This is a genomic window from Paenibacillus xanthanilyticus (genome assembly GCF_042682185.1).
GTDB classification, from domain to species: domain Bacteria; phylum Bacillota; class Bacilli; order Paenibacillales; family Paenibacillaceae; genus Paenibacillus_Z; species Paenibacillus_Z xanthanilyticus.
On record NZ_JBHUHA010000001.1, the window covers coordinates 1,437,947 to 1,460,459 of the forward strand.

The window sequence follows — 22,513 nt, forward strand, 5'->3', positions numbered from 1 at the left end:
CCGGTCAATGTTCAGCGCGCTTCCCGCCAGCTATGAGCAGCGGTACGCTAAGCGCGAAGGCGCCCGCGGCGAGCCAGATCGGCAGCTGCGGATCGATCGAATACGTCCATCCGCCGATGATGCCGGAAGGCGAGACGGCAAGCAGGACAAGGACCGACAGAATGGCGAACATCTTCGCTCGCCGCTCGTCGTCGATGGCATTGGCGACCGCGGCCTCGAGATAAGGAGCCGTGATCATCATCGCGCCCGCGGACAACACCGTACTAACGGCGATCCAACCCAGGGAGCCTGCCGGCGATAGCGCGAGCATCCCGTTCGATACGGCCGACAAGACGAATCCCCACAGCATGGTGCGATTCGTCAGCCGCTCCGGGATGCGCGGCATGACGAGCCAGAGCACGAGCAGCATCACGACCGAAGAGACGGCCGGCACCATGGAGATTAAGCCCTCATCCATGCCAAGATCGTCCGCCAGATACAGCGAGAGATAGGTTCCTTTGATCGTCATTTGAAAATTGAACAGAATGTAGACGCCGAACATGAGCAGCAAGCCCCGGTCGGCCAAGACGGCCCGCAGCGTCGCCATGTAATCTTGCAAGCTCGCTTGAAGTCCGAGCTCGCGCGCCTCCCGCTTCTTGCGCAGCCCCATCTCCGTCTCGCGGGTCGTATAGTGCCGACCCAGGAATTGCGCGGTCATCAAGATGAACGCAAGCACATACATAATCCGCACGCCGCTGACCATCCCGTACGCGTGCACGAGAAGTCCGCCCAGCGGCGCGAATAGACCGCCGATGACGCCGATAACCTGCAGCAGCGTAAACACGTATGTACGCTCCCGCGGCTCCGTATCCTCGACGAGCAGACAGTAGAACGCCGTGTGCGGAACGCGCTGCAAGCCGTTGATGAACGCGGCGGCAATGAAGAACCAAATATTCTGGGACGCGGCCCAGAGCAGCGTGCCTGCCGACCAGCTAATAAGATCGAACGTCAGCAGCGCGGCCTTCCGCCCCATCCGGTCGGTCAGGTAACCGCTAAGGAACGACGAGAATACTTGGACGACGAGCGTGAGCGTCGTCACCCAGCCGATCTGCGTCTCGCTAAGCCCGAGCTCATGCATGTAGATCGTAGCGTATGTGGCGAACATGCTGTATGGAATGAGAAATAAAGGCTCGAACGCGAGACAACCTCTGCTGTTGCCTTTCAAGCGGGGGAAAAAGGTACGCATGAAACAAGGACCCTCCTAAGGCGTTTGATGTGTCCCTTTCATCCTAACCACGCCAGGCGCCGTACGTCCAGCCATCCATTTCCATTTTTGACCAGATCCCGCGTAATGTGCGGTTCACCGCAATAAATAGATGGCGACAATCAGGAGCACGCTTCCGGTCGAACAATTCAGAATTCGCACACCTCGCGCGGACGTCACCAACCCTTGCAGCCGGGCTCCCAATAGCGCCCATGCCGCTAGCGAGAGGTAACAAATCGTAAAGTAAATGGCGACAAAAACCGCGAGCATCGCATGCGAGTCGTTCAGCCCAAAAGCCGATGCCCCGGATAGACAGGCGATCCACGCTTTCGGATTCAGCCACTGCATCAGAAAGCCGTGACGATAGCGCAGCGGCCGGCCCTCGGCAGGTTGGAGTTCCGGTCGTGCGGTTATCATGCGACACCCCACGTATATCATATAGCCGGCTCCGATATAACGCAGCAGCTCATGAAAGAACGGGACTTGCTCGACGAGATTGGCGATGCCCAAGCCAACTGCGGCCAACAGCAGCGCGAATCCGAACGTCGCGCCCGACACGAAGGATAAGGACCGTTTGAATCCGTATTGGATGCCCAAAGAGAGAATGGTCAAATTTACAGGCCCGGGCGAGATGGACATGGAGAATGAAAATAAACACATGGCAATAATGATCGACATTGCGGTTGCCCTCCTTGAAATAACATGGGGTAAATATATCCCGCGCGAGCGTAACCGTCCAATTGGAATGTCGGATGAACGCGATCAGAAAAACGGATCGAGATTCCAACCGAAATAGGGGGCAAACATGGAGCTATATCAATTGAAAACCTTCCGCGAGGTCGCGTCGACGGGGAATTTAACCGAAGCGGCCGCCCGGCTAAGTTTGAGTCAACCGGCGGCGAGCGCGCATCTGAAGGCGCTTGAGCAGGAAGTCGGATTCCAGCTGTTTTATCGCACGCCTAAAGGTATGACGCTCACGCCAAAAGGCGCCAAACTAGCGGCAGAGTCCAACCGCATCATCGACGCCATGGAGCATTTTCGCCAAATCGCGAACGAGCTTCGCCATAACCCGGCAGAACGCATACGGATCGGGCTGAACACAGATGGATCGCTGCTGCGCATTCAAGATGTCGTAGAAGCGTTGTCCGCACGGTTGCCGCAGGTCGAAATTCATTTCCTTGAGACGAAGAGCGAGAATTTCGTCGCAGATCTCGATAACAGCGTCATCGAAGCAGGCTTCTTCTACGGGGAAGTCAGGGACCCGTCCATTTATTCGATCAAGCTTCGCGCATTCCCGATGGCCGTCGTGTACCCCAACGGCTGGACAATCCCGGAGGAAGAATCCGCGATGGCGTTTTTCGCGGGGAAGCCTTGGATATGGACGACGCAAGGCTGCCCGTTCTATCAGCGTTCGATCGATTATTTCGCGCGCGAAGGCGTGTTTCCGCGGCGGGTCATGTATGTCGACGACGAGTTCCTGATCGGAGAGCTCGTGCAAAAGGAGCTCGGCTGCTCCCTGTTGGCGGAACCGATCGCACGGCAATTCGCCGAGGCGAACAAATTGAAAATGTGGAACGGCCTTGATCTTGCGATTAACCTGCATTTCGGCATGGCCAAGGACACGATGTCGGACCCGATCCGCCAAGCACTCGCGAGCATCGTGGCAGGCGTGTGGACAGGTTAACGCATTCCTTCATGGAACAAAAAACGAGCGCCTCTCCCCACGCACCGGGGATAAACGCTCGTTATCTCGCTCTCTTTCATCCAACCCTGCCGCTCACTTCTCCGCCGCCGACTAGAGATCGAACGCCGGTACATCCATGATCAGATCGGGCTCATCGTGCATGAAGGTCAACTGCAGCGTACCTTTTAAATCCGCGTCTCTGCGCTCGGACTTAGGCTTGTCACTGAGCAGGGTTAACGTTTCGATGGTCTCCGCTTCATACTGGATGTTGATCGTCGGCAGGATGTGGAGCAGCCTGCGTACATCCTGTGGCTCGATTTCGAAGAGGAGACAGATCGACCGATTGGATAGCGGCTTGAAATCAATGATCCATCCGCCGGCCTCCCGAATATGAAGCTTGGCTTCTTCGATGCCTGCGTGCCGATTGCCGTGCCATACGGCATTTAAACGCAGCGGCACATTGCCACTTCCCGCCATCTCCGATCCCTCCTTATCTATCGCCGGAGCTGCAGATGGAGCAGCGGGAAAGGTCTGCCCGATCCATCTACCTCCGAACGCCCGCACGCCACGAACCCGTATCGCGCGTAGAACGTGCAAGCACCCTCGTTCTGCTCATTCACGTCGACCTGCAAGCAGTTGCCTTTCAAGCGCTCCGCATGCCGGATCAGCGCGCTGCCGATCCCCCGTCCCCGATAGTTAGGATCGACGAACAGCATCTCGATGCGCGGGCCGTCCAAGCCGATGAAGCCGACCGCATGACCATCCTCATGCCGCGCCAGCCAAAGCTCGACCGCATGCAGCGCGTGATCCCGCACCAGATCCCGATAGAAGACGATGTCCGCTTCTTGCAGAAAATGGTGGGTAGCTCGCACCGCACGCTCCCAGATGTCGACGAGCCGCTCGTGATCTTCCATTTGGCCGCGCGTCAGCTCTTCCTTCATTCCCTTCCCCTCCTTCTTCCTCGTCAAAAGCATGCCAAGCTTAAGCGGACGACTCCTCATCGCCTATTTCACGGCCATACCAAATGGACAATACGCGTTCTTCGCGAAATCCGATTGCGCGATACAAGCCAATTGCCGCCACATTGTTGCTCATCACGACCAGCTTCACGCAGCGGGCCCCCATGCGCCCCAGGCGGGCAATCAAATCGTCCAGCAGCTCCCGCCCATATCCCCGCCCTTGGCACGCGGGATCGATGCCGACGGCATGAATCCACCCTTCGTCTCCGATCAGCTCCAGCTCGTGAAAGCCGATCAACCGATCTCCGCGATAGACGACACCGAGCAGATCCGGCGAAGCGGCATGCTTCGCGATCAGCTCTTCCATCTCTACGTCGGTCACGGCACCGCCGTTCGGCACGAAGCGGAATACGTCGTTGTGCAGCGTCTGGTACTCGCCGCGGGAATTCTCGTCTACGCGCCGATACGTCAATTCCCCTTCGCGTCTGAATGGCGGAGCCTTCGAGGCGGCGAGATCCATGGACAGAACAAGAGCCCGATGGCGCTCGTCGAAGCCATGCTCCCGCACGAATCGGCCGACGAACGCATCCGTCGGCGCGATGCCCGCTAATATCCGCGCGGCCTGATGCGCTTCACACACTTCCGCCGCCAGTTTCAGCAGCCGCGCGGCGACCGGGCGACTCTCGCTCTCGACGTGAAAACGGACGAGATACGCTTCGCCCTTCACCGGAATCTCCCGCGTAATGACGCCGATGCATCCCGCGATCCGCTCTTCCTCGATCTCGATCAGAACGTTCGCGCCGTTCTCGAACAGTTCCCCGCCCAGGTAAGCCATGTTGTCTTCATAGCTTTGGTCGTCGTCAGGGCGATGAGTTTTCAAAAATGCATGCAGCTGCCGCCGATCGTCGTCGGTCAGCTCGTGAAACCGATATATCATGCCATCCCCACTTCAATTCAAATTGGGCTACGCTCACCGCTGCTGCCCCCATGCTTAGCGCGAGGGGCGTCATTCCGGCTCGGCAGATTCCGTCGATGATGCTGCATGCCGCCAGGAAGCGAATTACTTGTCGTAATGTCATTATAAACAATCCTTACATCTATGACGATGCATAAACGGCAGCAGGGGTATACCGTTAATCAGGCTACCGCTTCGCCAGAAAATCGAGCATGAGATGAAGAGCCTGCGCTGCCGATGGCGCTGCATAGTTCGGGGAATACGGGTCGGCGAACCCATGCCTGCCCGGCAAAATCAGCGCCTGCACGCCCGTCTTCCGATTCAACGCCGCTGTTAAATCAGGCACATGGAACGTGCCAGGCGTTCACCCCTATCTTATTCGAGTGCGGGGCCCGAGACTAGTGCCCATTCGGGGACTCTTCCAACTCCACTGGATTCGCATCAAAAAAGACGCCACAGGGTTCATCCCGTGACGTCTATTCTTTGGGGTGCGCTGCGGCTAGTCCAAGAAGCCCTCCCGCTCCAGCGCCGCCATCGCTTCGAGCAGCATGATGCCGCTCAGCTGGCCGCTGAGCTGCACGGTCGGCTCCGGTTCATCCATCCACGACAGGCTGAATAAGCCGGTCTCCGAACGCCCCTGCCGCCACAGCGTCTCCGCGTTATGGCGCAGCAGACGAATCCACGGCTCCGCCAGCTCGGGCTGGACGCGAATGAGGTGGACGAGGTAGCGAACCAGAATGCCCTTGAACAACCCGCAGTCGTCGTTGCCTTCCCGAGGCAGCATCCCGGTCTTCGGATCGACCAATTCGCCTACTGTCGCATGCGCGGTGCGCTGCGCGTCCGCAAGATAGGCGGCATCTCCCGTGCAATGGTACAGCTCGATGCCCGCCCCGAGGAAGACGCCTTGGCAATACGTATACTTCCAGTCGTAGTCGATCTGGCCGTCGCCCAGCCGGTTCATGCCGTCCCAGACGAAGCCGGTATCCGGGCAGACCAGCCGCTCCCGGTTGAACCGGTAGATGCGCAGCGCCCATTCGAGATCCTCCGCCCGGCCGTCCAGCCGGTAAAGGCGCGAAGCAAGAATGGAAGCCGGCGCATTAGCGGGCGTATTCTTGTAATCGAGCTGATCCTTCTTCCACGCCATGCCGCCGCCCATGTGGTCGTTCCACGCGGTCTTGATGTCGTCCCACAGCTCAAGCGCCCCTTGCTTATAGACGTCCTGTCCCGTTGTCTCGTAAGCGCGCAGCAGGGCGAGCGCCATCCATTCCATATCGTCGTAATAATTATGCAGCAGCGTACCGCCATTCCACCGGATCGTATCGCGCAGCACCCGCTCGAGGAAGGCTTCCCGATCCGGATGGCCGTCGCGCCGCAGCTCGTCGACGAGCACGTCGATCACATGGGCATGCCACCAATAGATCCAATGTTCGTTCGCGCCATCCCGCGGCACAGCCTGATCCATGACGCCGCGCTCCTCGTTCCAGAAGAGACGAAGGAATTCCTCCTGCGCTTGCGCGGCCCGGCTTGCCCATAGCACGCTTCCGCTCATCCCTGATGCACCTCGCCCGGCGTCTCGGCATGCCGTCCGCGTTTCTCCAGCAGCGCCATCTGCTCCAGCAGCATAATGCCGCTCAGCTGGGTGCTTAACGTCACGCGATCGCCGGGCGTGGCTCCCCATGAGGTGCTGAATACGTTCCGCTCAATATCGCGCCCCGCCTGCCAAAGCGTATTCGCCTGATGCGCCAATAGCTCCGCGACTCGATGCTCCTCCGGCGCGACGGCAAGCAGCTCGCCCAGATACCGGACCAGAATGCCCTTGAACAAGCCGCCGTCGCCATCTCCTTCGTCCGGAAGCAGGCCCGTCTCCGGCGCGGCGAGCTCCGCGCGCGCGGCCTCTGCGGTACGTACGGCATCCGCGAGATACGCCTCATTGCCCGTGCATCGGAACAGCTCGACGCCCGCGCCGATGAATACGCCTTGGCAGTATGTGAACTTCCAGTCCTTGTCGATGCTGCCGTCACCGGTACGATTCATGCCATCCCAGACGAAGCCGGACGCCGGATCGACCAGATTGGATTTCAGCCAGGCGTATATGCGGAGCGCCCAATGCAGATCCTCATCGCGGCCGAACTCCCGGTACAACCGCGCGGCCAGAATGACGGCCGGCGCGTTCGCCGGCGTATTCTTGTAATCCAGCTGCGACTTCTGCCACGCGATGCCTCCGCCCATATGGTCGTTCCAGCCGGTCTGGATATCCTCCCATAGCACGAGAGCGGCGTCCTTGTACCGTTCCTCGCCCGTCGCTTGATAAGCGCGAAGCCACGCGATCGCCATCCATTCCATATCATCGTACAGCTCGTTCGGGAACGCGCCGCCGTTGCGGGCGAGCAGGCCGTCATGTATCGCGGCAAGCCGCTCCTTATAGACTCGCTCCCCCGTCCGCTCCAACCCGTCGACCAGCACGTCGACCGCATGCGCCATCCACCAGTAGTGAAATATCGTATTACATGCGCCATCCGGGCAAGGAATTTCGATATCGTACAGCTCAATGGAAGGATTCCAATACAATTGCTCCAGCGCTAGCTGCGCCGCTTCGGCGCGGGATGCCCACGTCATGCCCATATGCTTCACTCTCCGTATCCTTTTATCTCTCGTCCAAAGTACCGTTCCTCTCGAGCTTCGCCAGCTGCTCCAGCAGCATCATGCCGCTCAGCTGGGTGCTCAGCTGTACGACCGCATCCGGCGTCTGCGCCCATGAATTGCTGAACGTCGCGCTCTCGCTCGCTTTGCCATACGCCCACAGACTGTCACCGTTGGTCTTCATCAGCTCAATAAGGTCTCGCCGCTTAGGGTCGGCTTCGATCAGCTCGCCGAGGTATCGCACGAGCACGCCTTTGAACAGCCCGCCGTCGCCATCGCCCTCGGAAGGCAGCATGCCTGTGGCGGGCGACAAGAAATCCGCCTTCAGATTGCCGGCCGTCCTGCGCGCCTCGTCCAAATAACGCGTCTCTTTCGTTGCATGATACAACTCGACGCCCGCGCCGATGTACACGCCTTGCCCGTAGGTGAATTTCCAATCCTTGTCGACGGTGCCGTCACCCGTCCGGTTAATGCCGTCCCACACGAGCCCCGTCTGGAGATCGACGAGCGTCTTTGTCTGCCAATCGTAAATCTTCTTCGCCCATGCCAAGTCCTCGCCGCTGCCGAAATGCCGGTATAATCGCGCGGCTAGAATAACGGCTGGAGCATTCGCCGGCGTATTCTTATAATTCAGCTGCTCCTTCCGCCATGCAATGCCGCCGCCCATCTCCTCATTCCAACCGGCCTTGATGTCGGCCCACAGCTCGAGCGCAGCCTGCTTATAGCGCTCCTCCCCCGTGGCGTCATACGCCCGCAGCCAGCCAAGCGCCATCCACTCCATATCGTCGTAATAATCGTTGATCATGACGCCCGCGTTGCGATCCAATATGCCCTGATACAGCTTCGCGAGACGCTCCGTGTACGCGGCGTCGCCGGTACGCTCATAGCCATCCACGAGCACGTCGACGGCATGCGCCAGCCACCAATAATTGAACGGATCGGTGCATAGCTGGGCGATGCATGGCGCGGCATTGTTGAACAGCCCCCGCTTCTCCTCCCAGAAGGACTTGGCCAGCTCCCCCTGCGCTTCGTCGGCCCGCTCCTGCCATACCGTCTGAGCTGGCGAGAATGCTTCCTTCAACCGGTCCGCTTGCAGTACGGCGAGGACGATGCCGACGATCACGATCGCCGCCGCGGCCAAGCCGATCGCGCGTTTTCGATTCAATACCTTCACCTCGCCTTTGGCGATAGCGGGTGACGAACGCTGCACTTATAACCGGTGCATGCCGTCACCCGCCGTTTCTAGATTACAAACCGTACATTTTATCGAGGTTCACATAATTACCGTTGCCTTTGGCGCTGTCATAGCCGACGATGATCGTGTTCTGGCCCGCGTTCAAGTTGACGTTCAGCGTCACGGTGCCCCATGCCCCCCAGCTGCCCGTGCCAGGGAAATTCAGGTTCGCCGCCACCACCGTCCCATTCACGGACACGTACCGGCTCGCATTGCCCGCGCCGCCCGCATAGCGCAGCGTGATCGTCCGCGTGCCGGCTGTGTTCTGATTGACGTAGAACGTCACATTCGTCCCGCTCGCATTCCAACCCGCGAGATAGCCCCGGCCCGAAAATCCGGCTTGCGTCGACTCGGTGCTAATGCCGTTGACCCGCGCATTCTCCGCTTCGTAGTTGCCGTTGCCCGCAATGTAGCCGGTGTAATTGTCCGCGGGCACGAGCTGCAGGATCGACGCGCCTGCCGCTGCCGCGAGGCTTTGTACGTACCCGGAGCCCGTCGGCGCCGACCAGTCGCTGCCGATCACGTTATCCGACGTCCGTCGATGGTTGAACGCCTGCGTCGCGTTCTGCTGAAGGAAATTCAAGTACGTCGCGTTGCCCGTGGCGATCCGCAGCTTGTTGAGGTTGCGGGCGAAGATCATTTTGAACCCGGCGCCGTCGTTCTCCCCTTCGTACATCAGCGTGTTGGACAAGGTCAGATTGTTGATCGCATAGTTCGCCGCATTGTTCGCATCCGTCAGGTAGCCGCTGCTGCCCGTCGCCTGATAGAGCGCCAGCGCCGCCCCGAGGAAGTTGCCGTAATTATAGGAGAATTCCCAGCCGACGACCGTGCCGTTGCCCGTGCCTTCCACATGGTCGCTCAGCTTGCTGCCGGAGACGAGCCGCGACTTGATCCAGTTGTACAGCCCTTGGGCTTTCGTAAGATAAGCGTTGTCGCCCGTGGCGTTCTTCAGCTTGATCGCCGTCATGACCATCGGCGCGTTGGTCGCGATGTTCTTCTGCGGCGAAGTCCCGTCGCGCTTCCACCAGATGCCGCCACCGTACGTAGCGTCGTTGAACGCATAGATCTGATCGAACAGGAAGGACGCCCGGTTGCGGTACTCCGCCGTCCCCGTCAGCTCGTATGCCCGCATGCAGGCCAGCGCCCACCAGCCCAGATCGTCGTTGAAATCGTTGTCCATCATGTTCGGATATTTGCTGTTGAAGCCGGTATAAATATCGTCGATCATCGTCCGGTACGTCTGGCTGCCGGTCCGCTCGTAGGCGTCCATCACCGTCTCCCACAGCTGCGCCTCCCACCAGAAGTCCGTGTACAAGCCGCCGTTCGGACCGTGCGCATGCTCCGGATGGATTTGGTGATCGCTGTTCGTGTAGAAATACTTCGCCGACGCGTCGTAGAACTTCGTGATGAATCCGCTCATCGCGGTATCCGCCTGCGCCGCGGTGAACGCCTCCGCCCGCTGCGGAACGCCGACGCCCGCGCCTATGATTACGGCCGCCAAGACCGCGCTCAACATTCGTTTGCCTGTCGATACTCGAGATTGCATCGTCTTCACTATTTGCTCGCCCTCTTTCCGATTCGAGATTCGCTTGCCAAAAGCCCGATCAGCTGCGCGAAGCGGCATTGCCGATACCCGGGTTCCGCTTCCGTCTTAAGCGTCATCACCTCCTCTCGAAGGAGCATCCGAAAAGCGAGGGGCGAGCATTAGCCCTTCGTTCCGGTGAAGGCGATCCCCTGCACGAAATACTTTTGCAGCAGCAAGAACAGGATGAGGATCGGCAGAATCGCGATGAGCGCCCCGGCCATCATCGGCCCGTAATCCGTCTGGTAATTGTACGAGAACGCCTGCAAGCCCATCTGGATCGTCGCCTTGTCCGGATCATTGAGGATAATCATCGGCCAGAGGAAGCTGTTCCAGCCCGCCTGGAAGGTGAAAATGCTGAGCGTCGCGAGCGCCGGCTTCGTCAGCGGCAAGTAGATGTTCCAGAAGATGCGGAATTCCGGGCAGCCCTCGATCCGCGCCATCTCCATCATGTCGGAGGGCAGCGTCAGGAAGAACTGGCGCATGAAGAACACCGCGAACGAACCGGATGCGCCGGGCAGGATAATCCCCCAGAACGAGTTCAGGAAGCCGTTGCCGCCGTCGCCCATCAGATCGTTGCCGCCGATGAGCGGGAAGTGCTTCAGCACGTAGAAGCTCGGGATCATCGTGACGATGCCCGGAATCATCATGGCGGCCAGCAGCACGCGGAACAGCGGCTTGTTCAGCTTGAAATCCAGCTTCGCGAACGCATAGCCGCTGAGCGAGCCGAAGAACAGATTGCACAGCACGCCCGCCGCCGCCAGCACGAAGGAGTTGTAGAAATAAAGGCCGAACGGCACCGTCGTGAACGCCGCCTTATAGTGCTCGAACGTGATGCGCGACGGCAGCCAGCTGATCGGAACCGAGAAAATTTCGTCGCTCGGCTTGAAGGAGGTGATCAGGCTCCAGAAGAAAGGCAAGAACATGCAGATTGCGATGATGATCGCGACCGTATAGAACGCGATTGCCGCCAGCGCCCTCCTCGCCGTAACGGAGGCCGGCCTGGTTCTCGTCGCCGCGGTCGCGGATAATGATGGCTGAGCCATGTCCATTCCTCCTTACACGATAGGCTCTTCGGATTTGGAAATACGCATGTTGATGAACGAGAAGACGAGAATCGCGAGCGCCAGCACGAATGCCTGCGCCGAAGCGTAGCCCATCTGCAGCTGGTTGAAGCCCTGTTGGTAGATGAGGTACACCGGCGTCTTCGTTACGTTGCCCGGCCCGCCCTGCGTCAGGACGAACGCCTGATCGAACAGCTGGAGCGCGCCGATGATCGACATCGTGCTGACCAGGAACGTCGTCGGACGAAGCTGCGGCCAGGTGATGTACCGGAAGCGATCCAGCGCCGTAGCGCCGTCGAGCTTCGCGGATTCGTAGAGATAATCCGGCACCCCTTGAAGGCCTGCGATATAGATGACCATATTCGAGCCGACCGACTGCCACAGCGTGACGAGAATGATCGAGAGCATCGCCGTCTCCGTCTGCGCCAGCCATGCCGGGCCCGTCACGCCTACGTAGCTCAGCAAATTGTTGACGAGGCCGAATTCGGGATGCAGCAGCCAGATCCATACCGTGGCCGCGGCTACCGCGGAGGTTAGCGTCGGCAAGTAGTTCATCGTCCGGAATAGCTTCACGCCGTAGCGCCGGAAGTTCAGCAGCATGGCGAGCCCGAGCGAGATCAGAATATTGAGCGGAACGAAGATCACCGAGTAGAAGGCGACGTTCTTGAACGTCGTCCAGAACAGATCGTCCTGCAGCAGCCGCTTGTAATTGTCCAGCTGGACGAAATCCATCCGGCTGACGACGTCATAGTTCGTAAAGCTTAAGTAGAGCGCCATCACGACCGGTATGATCGTGAAAGCGACGAAGAGCAGCATGGTCGGCGTAATGAACAGGTACGCCGTTCGAGCCTGATGTTTATTTAATTTTCCCATCGAGGACATCAGCGCTCCTCCTTTCTTCCATCGGTTGATGCACAAGGGAGCGGCCGCGCTAAGGGGGCGAAGGACGACATTACCCTTCGCCGCACCCGCGCCGGTTAGATTAGGCCCGACTGCCCGCCCGCCTCGTGCCGATCAAGCTATTTCACGTCCGCGTTATCCTGCAGCAGCTGGTCGCCGCGCTGCTGGGATTTGCTCAACGTATCCTCGATGCTCTGTTTCTTCTGTTGGAACAGCTGCAGGTTCGGGATAAGCGCGTCGTTCTCCATGACGGAGTAACCCGGATGGGCCGGACGAATCTTCGCGAACTCGAGCGTGTCGAGGAATGGCTTCCAGAACGGATCGTCCTTGAAGAACGGATCTTCGAGCGCCGGCTTGTAGCCCGGAATGTTGAGGCTCGTTTTGGCCCACAGCAAAGCGTTGTCCTTGTTCGCGGTCCACCACTTGATGAATTCCCACGCTTCCTTGTGGTGCTTGCCGCCCTCTGGAATGACGAGGCCGAAGCCGCCCATCACGCTGCCCTTGTCGCCATTCGGTCCGACCGGAGGCGGCACGATGCCAAAGTCGAGATCCTTGCCGTACTTCTTGTATGTGCTAAGCATCCACGGACCCGTGTACTGCATCGCCAGCTTGCCGGTTACGAACGCATCCGTGCCTTCGCCCAAGCCTTGCTCGAACCCGGTTTTGTACACTTTATCCTCGTTCAGCAGGCGATCCCAGAAGGTGAGCACCGCTTTGCCCTGCTCGTTATTGAAGTTCGTCTTGCCGTCCTCGGTCATCATTGATCCGCCCGCCTGCTGCAGGTACATATTGAACAGCCCCGGATCGCCGAGCGAGAAGCCGGCCACCTCCAGCTTGCTGCCGTTCCACTTCGTCGTCTTAATCGCCGCCTGCTCCAATTCGTCCCATGTCGTCGGCGGCTCCACGCCGGCGTCGGCGAGAATCTTCTTGTTGTAGAACAGCGCGCGCGCGTCGACGGTCAGCGGCAATCCGTACAGCTTGTCGTCATGCGTCAGCTCCTTGAGCGCCTCGCTGTAGAAATCGTCCCGGCTAAGACCATCTGCCGCCAACAGCTCGTCGATCGGATGAAGTACGTTCTTCGGCGCGTAGAGCGAGGTGCGCCATCTGTCCCAGAACAGGATGTCCGGTGCGCCGCCCGACGTGGAAGCCGTCAGGAATTTCGTGATCATATCCTGCTGCAGCACGTATTTGACGCGAATTTTGTCCTGGGATTTGTTGAAGGCGTCGACCATCGTCTCGAATTGCTTCTGCCCTTCGCCGCCCCAATCGCCCCAGAAGGTGAGCTCGACCGGCTTGCCCGAACCCGAGTTGCCGCTTGCTTCTCCGTTGTCGGACGTCGCGCCGCCGTTGCCGCCGGAATTTCCGTTACTGCTGCAGCCTGTCGCCGCGCCAAGCAATACCGCGCTCATTGTCATGACCGTCATCCATTTTTTCACGTTTCATGCCTCCCTTTTAATCGTTGCGCCCCTATAAGTTCGAAAGGACAAGTCCTTTTGAAACCGCTTTAATTCGTTCGCACGGCAATGCCGCAATAATCGAGCAGCAGCTCGCTGAACATCATGTTCGCCCAGGAGAACCATGGCCGGGTGAATCGGTGCGGGTCGTCGGCATGGAAGCCCTCGTGCATGAGCCCCGTATCCGCTGTCGTGGCTGCCAGCACCTCCAGCATCCGCGCCTGCTCTTGCTTGTCGGCAGCCGTAAGCCCCTGCATCGCGAGCGCGATGTGCCATATATACCGATCCGGCGTATGTGGACTCCCGATTCCCGATGCCGCTTCGCCTTCAAAGTAGTAGGGATTGGCGCGGCTTAAGAGAAAGCGTCTCGTGTTCTGGTAGATCGGGTCGTCCTTGCCGGCATAACCGAGATAAGGAATGGCCAGCAGGCTCGGGACGTTGGCGTCGTCCATCAGGTTGTAACGGCCTAGACCGTCCGTCTCGTAAGCATACATCCGGCCGTATTCAGGATGATCGACGATGCCATGCGTCCGGATACCGCTATCGATCTCCTCGCGCAGTCGCGCCGCTTGTTCGGCGAGCGCCGCATCGTCCAGCACATCCTTCGCGATCTCCTCCACGTACCGAAGCACGACAACCGCGAACATATTGGACGGAATCAGGTAACCGTAGGTACAGGCATCGTCGCTCGGCCGGAAGCCGCTCCACGTCATGCCCGTGTACGCCGTCGGCGAGCCTTTGCCCTCTCTCGGCAGCGTATCCGTCGGCGGGCAATCGATCCGCTGGAACCGATACGCCGACCGCGTCTCATGGTGCTGCTCCGTCATCCACAGATCGAGGATCGCGGCCGCCGCTTGCCGGAAGGTATCCCCCAGATGCGCAGTGCGTCCCGTATTCTTCCAGAGCAGATAGCTCAGCTGCAGCGGATAGCAGAGGGAATCGATCTCGTATTTACGCTCCCATAGCCATGGGCTCATCTCGGTCAAATCCTGCTGATGGCCGCTTGCGCTGGGCGATGAGTTAAAGGCATTGGCATAGGGATCGAGCAGCACGCAGTCGAGTTGTCTGCGGACCAAGCCCTCGATCATATCCGCCAGCTCGGCATCTTCGGCCGCGAGCACCAAATACGGTCGAACCTGTGCGGCCGAATCACGCAGCCACATAGCTGGTATATCACCTGTTATAACAAATGTCGTGCCATCCGGCATGCGCTTGATTGTCGTCTGCAGCGTGTTCGTGAAGCCGTTCTCGAATATCGCTGCTAGATGCTGATGTTCCGGTCCCAAGATCGACTTGATGCGCTCCACTAATCGTACGATGGATACCGGGTTTTGCGTTGATTGCACCACGTCTTGCCGCCCCTCCAATCTCTAATTAGCGTTTAGTAAACCGCTTACATTCCATATTGTCATTATATTGGCATGTATATGGTATGTCAATATGTATTTTTGGAAAGAATATATCATTTAAGCATATCAACTAAGGGGTCGCTCCCCCTTCCCCCTCGGCAACGCTGTCAGGTTAAGAGGGCTCCGCCCCCTTTAATCCCACTTTTGTTGCTCCCTCCTCCCACCTCCTCCGCCGAGGAGGCTCCAAAGGACTTTGCCCAGCGTATGCTTCCGAAGTGCGTTTTCCTTAGAAAACGCTCAGGACTCCCTATTTCGAACTTGCACGTTTGTTCGCGGTCGGCGGGTTGCTTCGAGCGGGCACGCTTTTGTCCTCGCGGACAAAGCTTCATGCGCATTGGGAACATCTTTTCAAGACACCAGGATATAGGGTGATTTGCAGCTCCTTGCTGACCTTCGATTACGTCCGCTCCCGCGGACACACTTAACGTTTCAGTTCACACTAGTATCAGGAACGTGTGCATGATCTCCTTTCCTGCCTCAACAACAAAAAAGCCCCTCGCGGGGCTTTGCGGTTAAACGGATTTGGCCGGGCCGGTCGATTCGCTGACGATCAGCGAGGCGTCGAGCAGAATTTTGCTTGGGACCGATTGGCCTTCGCGCAGCTTCAATACATTCTCGAAGGCGAGACGGCCCATCTCCGTCTGATTCTGCCGCAGATGGGTGAACGGGAACTTGCCGTTGACTTCCGGACAATCGAAGCAGACGATCGAGATATCCTCCGGCACGGAGCGGCCCAGCCGCTGCACCGCCTGGACGGCCAGCTGCGCGATATTGTATTCGGTGGCGAACAGCGCCGTAATGTGCGGGTGACGCTCCAGATGCGCCATCACCAGCCGAATGTCCTGCTCGCGGTTCTCTTCCGTATTCGCCTTCGGCAGCGTCGACGTCAGCTCCAGCCAGATGTCGCGGTCGACGACGATGCCCTTCTCCGCATGGGCTTGAATAAAGCCCTCGATTCGTTCCTCGATGGCCGTCGTGTCGACAGGCGGCGGCGTGAGGAACCCGATCGACTTATGTCCGAGCTCGAACAGATGGTTCGCGCCTTCCTTCGCCGCGCCGGCGTTGTCCGTCGCGATCGAACCGGCCGAGATTCCCTTCAGATGGCGGTCCACCAGCACGAACGGGAATTGATTGATGACCAGCTTCAGAATCTCGGCGTTGAAGTATTCGCCCTGCGCCGGGAAGATGATCAGCCCGTCCACGCCGAGCTCAAGCAGCCCTTTGATCGCTTCTTCCTCGTACGCCGGGATCCCGAACGTGCGGCGGAGCACGAGGTAGCTGTTATGCTGGCGCGAAGCTTCCTCCATGCCATAGATCAACCCGCTGCCATAACTGTCGGCGAAATCCGTAATGACCAGACCGATCAGCAACCGGCCGTCCGCCTTGCGCGCGTGCTGCTGTTGTGTGCCGCCGAGCGACGGTTTGATCGCTCCCGCGGGCTGCTCCGCGACGAACGAGCCCCGCCCCGGCTGTCGCACAATGTACCCTTCGCTCGCCATCAGTTCCAGCGCCTTCTTGCTCGTGATGCGGCTGACATTGTACATATCGCCTAGTTCCTTCTCGGACGGCACGCGGTCGCCCGGCGCATACTTCCGTTCCCGAATTTCATCGCGCAGCGCTTCAAATATTTTCTCGTACATCGGCTTCGATGTTTCGTTCGACATGTTCGTCCCTCCGCTTCCAACAACCGGCTGTCGCAAATTTATACATAATAATATATCATGATATATGCGTTTTGCCAAGATGAGTTGACATATCAGCCGGACTTTGCGATTCGGGACGAACATGTCGCGGTCTACCTCTACTTCTCCTCCTACACGCTATGGATGAAGGAAAGGAGTTGTTGGTGTTTGGTGAAAATAATGTATTAGACTGGATTCGTTGAATTAGCGCGGTTTTGAATTGAAGAATCGTCAGCTTATAAAAAATAAGTTTTAGACTGATCTATTAAAGAAGCTGCGGCGGACCAAGACTTGAAAAATAAAGTCTTAGACCGCAGCTGTTGTCATTTAACTAACGTTCTTTTCCGAGCAATACATACCCACGTACAGGCGTCTGAAGTTTAAGGACATACACTGAGTAGGAATAATTTTTTCAGAGAGGAGTATGTTCTGTATGCCAAGTTTCAACTTCCCGGTTACTGCACAGGGTTTCCCGTAGTTCGAACCTGCTATTGCGATTAACCTGCTCAATCCAACGATTATGCTGGCTGTCGCTGTAGATACGAACAATCCGCAAGGTTCCCCTCAAACGGGTGTATACCGTTCCGTAGATGGAGGTACGAACTGGACAACTATTCACATTCTTCCCCTTCCCACCCCCTTTACAGCTGCAGAAGCGCCTTACATTGCCTATGCATTCCCTAATACGTTCTTTGTAACTGCCCACGCTTTCGAGGGTGCTTCGGCTGGAACATGTATTGTCTACCGATCCACTAACAACGGTACTGATTTTGATGCCCCTGTAATCGTTAATCGTGGTTACGGCTCTTACATTAACAATGATGAAACACTTGTAGCCGTTGATAACGGACAATCAAGCCCCTCCCTCGGTTTTAAGGGTTTATCTCACATATACTCACTCATTCGCAGGATTTCATCACCTTAGATCAGATCAATCTTAGGATAAAGAACAGATGAACACGGTTGAGGTTGCGGGCTGAGCATGCGGAAATAGAGGACTATCAGGAAATATTCCCCAATTAGTTTCTACTGCACGCATACTCCACTAATCCCTTGGCGTTCACCCTCCCATGACTCAACGGGTCATTGCCCTTACAATCCTTCGTTATACCAGTTGGCCAAGTTAAACCAGTAATGCCCGGTTGGTTCCATGCCAATAATGAGCCTTTTCAATCGATGTTTCTGCTGTAATTCACTCATCCAGCGGCTCAGTTTTTCAAATCCTTCAATACTATTGGAAAATGAGAGATGGCGTTTCGAAACCACAATACCGCGAAAATTCGTAGCTTGTGCGACATGCGTTTCTTTCGCCATGTCGATCCCTACGACGAGATGCGAGGTGGTAATTTGTTCGACCCGTTGATTTTGTGCATCTATTTGCTTAAACTTCATAGTAAGAGCGCCTCCTCTGATGTGTTGTCGACAAACCCATCATACCGAGGCGCTCCCTTTTTTACAAAGCTCATTTCTTAAGCTCTGCAGGATTGTTTAGCGTAATGATTAGAAAAGTTATTTTTTTTGTTTTTTATATTTCTTCCAGACATTATTATCAACAAATAACTTAGTACCTGTATCAACTTCTTCAACGTACTGTATTTTTTTATAGTTTGAATATAATCCCCAAAAGATACTGATGGGCAATATCAATAATACACACCATATTGATTGCACAAAGGTTAAGATTAAGGAAAGTATAGTTAACAAAGATGTCAGAATAAAAATCAAAAATTCATTCTTTGTTGCAATTTGCTTATACTTTTTTGAAAAATCAATACTTCTAATTTCTTTCATTTTAGTTTGTACTCCTTCATTTTTAGTATGACGCATAAATTATAATAAGAATATTTCATAAAGACAATTTGAATAATTTTCATCTCCCATATTCAACTAACCTCCCTCTATGGAGAATCGCTTTCCTCTTAAATGCTCACGTTTTCTTAGGTTTTGAACGTTTTTCTTTCGTACGAGACTACCACTGAATGGAACATGGTTGTAGAAGATGCAGAATATGGGGCGGAGAAAGTAAAAAGAGCATACCCACCCAAACCACTGGCTTAAAAAAGTGGTCGATCTGGAGATTTATGGTCGCACCTTTGGATCTCCACATTGCCTCATGGAGGTCAACCCTCCCATGTCTCACAGCGTCTTCGCTCCCACATTCCTTCATTCAACCTGCCCATGAGGTGGAGGTCGGATATGCTGCCCGACAGGATCTTCGTCCGTATGTTAGTGTTTTTCCGACTTATCCGTGCTTCAATTGTCTGTACCTTTGTTACGCTAACGTTCGTCTTCTAAGAAATGCATGAATTTAAGCTGCTAACGAAACTTCCCTAAACTGAGGGATATCCTGCAACATCTTTACTTCACTGAACGGATGACCTTTTTTCAAGACACCAAAGAGAATTCGAATCAGCTTGCCGCAAAGCGCAATGAGCGACTGCATCTTTTTCAACGGATTATCTGACCGCTTGGTGTAGTACTGATGCAAGGCCTTAAACGCTCGATTCTTCGCCACCATTGGCATCATGACGCGAAATAGCAGCGCTCGCAGCCGCTTACGACCTCGCTTCGTGATCTTGGTTTGACCCTTGTGTTTAGGCTTGCCGCTGCTTTCAGACCTCTCATTCGTTCGATGCCGAGACCTCGCTTGGCAACCTTCCTGAGATGACTCAGCAAGGCCTCCTCTGACTCTGAAACCAGCTCGTGCGGCAACAAACAAAGACTGAGCATTTGGCGTGCGGACTTGCATTCCCAATCCTTAAATACCGTGAGAAACTCTGGGAAGTACCGATCCAACCAGTTATGAACTCGGCCTTGCACCACGCGCATGTCAGTCGACAGATGATCGCGAATTTTCATCGCTTCCCTTAGTTGGTTGCATACCTTCGCCTTCTCGGGGTTCAGCGCGTACCCTGCGTTCGGCAAATAGCGCCTCGGGAGCAAGTTCCCGTGGCGCTATGAATGACAGCTTGGCGGCAGGGAAGGAACGCGAGCGCACCTTCTGCTACATCGGGGTCGGGAATAGCCCTCTGCCGATGAAGTTGGCCGATACCGGCTTCTTGCCGATCTCTCGCGACCAGACCGACAATTGACCGATATGGTGAATTTCGTGGGCGATCACGTGCCGCATCACCTCGCCGTATTGGTGCGCTTCCTCTACCCCTTCATCCGTAACGTCGATCATGACAAGGTCTTCCAGCCCCTCGTGCCATTGCCGCACGAAGGGAGCAAGCTCGGCATGGCAGCGGTCGGAGAATGCTTTGATTTGACGCACGCTCATGATTTCCTCGAACGGCGGAATATGAATTTCCTTCTGTAGAATCCCGGCGCAGATCCAGCCATACTCGACGGCTACAATATGATACAGCGTGGGGAGTATGTATCCGATGCCGCCGGTGCGCGGTTTCATCAGCTCTTCCATGCTCACCGTCTCGCACCATTCGAACCACTCGTTGCGCACCTGCCAGTTATACTCGAATAGCTTCAACATTACATTGCCTCCTATTCAGCGTCTCCGTCGTACTTTTACCAACATTCGCCATTCATTGTCGCGATCCTGCACCGCTCCGATCTATTCGATTTCCCGTATTTCACGTCTCCGGCTGGCCTCGCCGATAATGCAGCGGCACATAGCCGGTCACCTCCTTGAACACGCGGCCGAAATGCGTCACGCTGCCGAACCCGACCTTCTTGGCGATCGCTCCGACCTTCAACGAGCTCCCCTCCAGCAGCCGTTTCGCCTCCTTGATCCGAACGCTGTTCACATATTCGACGAACGTGAATCCGGTCGCTTCCTTGAAGAACCGGCTCAAGTAATACGGACTGATGAAAAATCGGTCGGCCACCAGCTGAAGCGACAGCTCATCCATATAGCGGTCGTTGAGGTAACGGACGATTTCCGACATCCGTTCATGCATGGGACTTAGGGCGGCCGGCGGTTCCGTCGCTTCCTGACCGATATGCCTGCAGCAGCGAATGAGCAGCTGCTGGGCCAACGTCATCGCATAGAGCTCGAATCCCGGCCTCCGATCCGCGATCTCCTGTCTGATCCCGGCAGCCAGACTATCGACGGACAGCCGTTCGTGGAGCGGCAAGCGGACGACGAGATACGCCCGCTCCGCTAGGGGCAGCAGCACGTCGGGCAGGCTCCTTTCCGTCATCCCCGCGCGGCTCGGATGAATGTTGACGATCAGCCGCTCATGCTCCGGCATAGCTGCGTTCGTCGTCCGATGGAGCACATGGGGAGCGACGATCACGATGTCCCCCTCGCGCATGACGATCGTCCGGTCTTGCACGAAGAACTCCCGCTGGCCGGACAACAGGCAGTACACCTCGTACGTGCCGTGAAAATGACTGGCCGGCATATGGTGGCTTTTGGCCTTCCGATAGGAGACGCCGAACGTCCCTGTACTATTCTCGTAATGAAGATCGCTCATCGCCCGCATCCTCCCTTCCTGACTCCATTATAAGCGGCCACGGTCCGCAAGATATAAGAAAAAATCGCTCATTCGCGCAATTTATGTACATATTCCAAGTGCTACGATAAAGCTATCTTCGAAAGGAGGAACATAGGATGAATATGAAATTACCTGTATCCGCGGCTCGCGCGCAGGAGGCGCTGTCTCCCCTGGAATGGGCCGAGAAGGCTTGCGAGGCGTTGATGGCCAAATTCGAACCGGAGAAGCTGCCGCCGGACCGATTCCATTACCATCAAGGGGTGTTCCTGTCGGGCATGTCGAAATGCTGGCAGCAGACCGGCAATGACAGCTACTACGACTACATCAAGCGCTGGGTGGACAGCCACGTGCTGGAGGATGGCCGCATCTTGGCGCGCAACGCCGACGAGCTGGACGATATCCAGCCTGGCGTGCTGCTGTTCCCGCTCTACGATCGGACCGGCGACGAACGGTATAAGCAGGCGTTGTACAACCTCGTCCCGACGCTCAAGGATTGGAAGACCAACCCGTCCGGCGGCTTCTGGCATAAAGCGCGTTATCCGAATCAAATGTGGCTCGACGGCCTATATATGGCCGGACCGATCGCCGTCCAGTTCGGCAAGACGTTCGACGAGCCGGACTACTTCGACCTGCTGACCTATCAGGCTATGCTGATGGAGAAGCATACGAAGGACCCGGTCACCGGCCTGCTGTACCATGGATGGGACGAGACGCGGCAGGCTGCATGGGCCGACCCGGCAACCGGGCTCTCGCCGGAATTGTGGGGCCGCGCGATCGGCTGGTACCCGGTCGCGCTGCTGGAGATGTTCGAGCATCTGCCTCAGGACCATCGGGATAAGCCGCAGCTGGTCAACATTGTTCGGGACTTGTTGATCGCCCTCGCGAACTACCAAGACGAAGCCACCGGCCTCTGGTACCAGGTCGTGGACAAGGGCGACCGCCCGGATAATTGGACGGAAAACTCCTGCACCTCCCTGTTCGTGCACGCCATCGCCAAGGCCGTGCGCATGGGGATTCTGGATGAAGCGTATATGGACCACGCTTGGAAGGGGTACCTCGGCGTCATCGATACGCTTGCCTTCGATGAACAGGACCGCCTCGTGATCAGCCGAATCTGCATCGGCACCGGCATCGGCGATTATGCGCATTATATCGCTCGCCCGACCAGCGAGAACGATCTGCATGGGGCGGGTGCCTTCATTCTCATGTGCGCGGAGATGAACCTGGCGAAGTCTAAAGGATAACCCGCT

General features: G+C 56.8%; 20 protein-coding genes and 2 pseudogenes. 2 read left to right on the forward strand and 20 right to left on the reverse strand.

The features are described 5' to 3' along the window. Positions 1-4: 4 nt before the first annotated feature. On the reverse strand, positions 5-1,225 hold the full coding sequence (locus ACFSKT_RS05895) for an MFS transporter (RefSeq protein ID WP_377718069.1): 1,221 nt from the start codon (positions 1,223-1,225) through the stop codon (positions 5-7). 114 nt (positions 1,226-1,339) lie between these two features. Continuing rightward, on the reverse strand, positions 1,340-1,921 hold the full coding sequence (locus tag ACFSKT_RS05900) for a LysE family translocator (protein ID WP_377718070.1): 582 nt from the start codon (positions 1,919-1,921) through the stop codon (positions 1,340-1,342). Positions 1,922-2,048: 127 nt separating this feature from the next. Between ACFSKT_RS05900 and ACFSKT_RS05905 the strand changes: the two genes are divergently transcribed. Beyond that, a complete protein-coding gene (locus ACFSKT_RS05905) occupies positions 2,049-2,927 on the forward strand; it encodes a LysR family transcriptional regulator (protein WP_377718071.1) in 879 nt (292 codons plus the stop codon). 111 nt (positions 2,928-3,038) lie between these two features. Here ACFSKT_RS05905 and ACFSKT_RS05910 read toward each other — a convergent pair whose 3' ends face one another. The 18 genes and pseudogenes from ACFSKT_RS05910 to ACFSKT_RS05995 all read right to left on the reverse strand — a co-directional run bounded on the left by ACFSKT_RS05910 (position 3,039) and on the right by ACFSKT_RS05995 (position 21,242). Further along, complete coding sequence (locus ACFSKT_RS05910) at positions 3,039-3,404, reverse strand: hypothetical protein (protein ID WP_377718072.1); 366 nt, start codon at positions 3,402-3,404, stop codon at positions 3,039-3,041. 17 nt (positions 3,405-3,421) lie between these two features. Further along, complete coding sequence (locus ACFSKT_RS05915; protein ID WP_377718073.1) at positions 3,422-3,868, reverse strand: acetyltransferase; 447 nt, start codon at positions 3,866-3,868, stop codon at positions 3,422-3,424. Positions 3,869-3,908: 40 nt separating this feature from the next. Beyond that, positions 3,909-4,823 carry a GNAT family N-acetyltransferase gene (locus ACFSKT_RS05920; RefSeq protein WP_377718074.1) on the reverse strand — a complete coding sequence of 305 codons (915 nt, stop codon included), beginning with the start codon at positions 4,821-4,823 and terminating at the stop codon, positions 3,909-3,911. Positions 4,824-5,028: 205 nt separating this feature from the next. Beyond that, complete coding sequence (locus tag ACFSKT_RS05925; protein ID WP_377718075.1) at positions 5,029-5,187, reverse strand: dienelactone hydrolase family protein; 159 nt, start codon at positions 5,185-5,187, stop codon at positions 5,029-5,031. 153 nt (positions 5,188-5,340) lie between these two features. After that, positions 5,341-6,390 carry a glycoside hydrolase family 76 protein gene (locus tag ACFSKT_RS05930; RefSeq protein WP_377718076.1) on the reverse strand — a complete coding sequence of 350 codons (1,050 nt, stop codon included), beginning with the start codon at positions 6,388-6,390 and terminating at the stop codon, positions 5,341-5,343. After that, positions 6,387-7,457 carry a glycoside hydrolase family 76 protein gene (locus tag ACFSKT_RS05935; protein ID WP_377718154.1) on the reverse strand — a complete coding sequence of 357 codons (1,071 nt, stop codon included), beginning with the start codon at positions 7,455-7,457 and terminating at the stop codon, positions 6,387-6,389. The genes ACFSKT_RS05930 and ACFSKT_RS05935 overlap by 4 nt, the downstream gene beginning before the upstream one ends. A gap of 28 nt (positions 7,458-7,485) precedes the next feature. Beyond that, positions 7,486-8,646: a glycoside hydrolase family 76 protein gene (locus ACFSKT_RS05940; RefSeq protein WP_377718077.1), complete on the reverse strand. Its 1,161-nt coding sequence runs from the start codon at positions 8,644-8,646 to the stop codon at positions 7,486-7,488. Between the two features lie 82 nt (positions 8,647-8,728). Beyond that, on the reverse strand, positions 8,729-10,261 hold the full coding sequence (locus ACFSKT_RS05945) for a glycoside hydrolase family 76 protein (protein ID WP_377718155.1): 1,533 nt from the start codon (positions 10,259-10,261) through the stop codon (positions 8,729-8,731). A 158-nt stretch (positions 10,262-10,419) separates the two neighbouring features. Further along, a complete protein-coding gene (locus ACFSKT_RS05950; RefSeq protein WP_377718078.1) occupies positions 10,420-11,343 on the reverse strand; it encodes a carbohydrate ABC transporter permease in 924 nt (307 codons plus the stop codon). 12 nt (positions 11,344-11,355) lie between these two features. Then, complete coding sequence (locus tag ACFSKT_RS05955) at positions 11,356-12,243, reverse strand: carbohydrate ABC transporter permease (RefSeq protein WP_377718079.1); 888 nt, start codon at positions 12,241-12,243, stop codon at positions 11,356-11,358. A gap of 137 nt (positions 12,244-12,380) precedes the next feature. Next, on the reverse strand, positions 12,381-13,676 hold the full coding sequence (locus ACFSKT_RS05960) for an ABC transporter substrate-binding protein (protein ID WP_377718156.1): 1,296 nt from the start codon (positions 13,674-13,676) through the stop codon (positions 12,381-12,383). A gap of 89 nt (positions 13,677-13,765) precedes the next feature. Beyond that, on the reverse strand, positions 13,766-15,064 hold the full coding sequence (locus ACFSKT_RS05965) for a glycoside hydrolase family 125 protein (RefSeq protein WP_377718080.1): 1,299 nt from the start codon (positions 15,062-15,064) through the stop codon (positions 13,766-13,768). A gap of 572 nt (positions 15,065-15,636) precedes the next feature. Continuing rightward, positions 15,637-16,788, reverse strand: coding sequence for a GntR family transcriptional regulator (locus tag ACFSKT_RS05970; protein WP_377718081.1), 1,152 nt, complete (start codon positions 16,786-16,788; stop codon positions 15,637-15,639). Positions 16,789-17,916: 1,128 nt separating this feature from the next. Next, positions 17,917-18,198: pseudogene (locus tag ACFSKT_RS05975) on the reverse strand (IS110 family transposase); the annotation flags it as partial. Positions 18,199-18,315: 117 nt separating this feature from the next. Then, complete coding sequence (locus ACFSKT_RS05980; protein ID WP_377718082.1) at positions 18,316-18,597, reverse strand: hypothetical protein; 282 nt, start codon at positions 18,595-18,597, stop codon at positions 18,316-18,318. Positions 18,598-19,114: 517 nt separating this feature from the next. Then, a pseudogene (locus ACFSKT_RS05985) lies at positions 19,115-19,680 on the reverse strand (transposase); the annotation flags it as partial. A gap of 130 nt (positions 19,681-19,810) precedes the next feature. Next, positions 19,811-20,296: a DinB family protein gene (locus ACFSKT_RS05990; RefSeq protein ID WP_377718084.1), complete on the reverse strand. Its 486-nt coding sequence runs from the start codon at positions 20,294-20,296 to the stop codon at positions 19,811-19,813. A 100-nt stretch (positions 20,297-20,396) separates the two neighbouring features. Then, complete coding sequence (locus ACFSKT_RS05995) at positions 20,397-21,242, reverse strand: helix-turn-helix transcriptional regulator (protein ID WP_377718085.1); 846 nt, start codon at positions 21,240-21,242, stop codon at positions 20,397-20,399. Positions 21,243-21,379: 137 nt separating this feature from the next. Here ACFSKT_RS05995 and ACFSKT_RS06000 point away from each other — a divergent pair, with 137 nt between their 5' ends. After that, a complete protein-coding gene (locus ACFSKT_RS06000) occupies positions 21,380-22,507 on the forward strand; it encodes a glycoside hydrolase family 88/105 protein (protein WP_377718086.1) in 1,128 nt (375 codons plus the stop codon). The last annotated feature ends 6 nt before the right edge of the window (positions 22,508-22,513 follow it).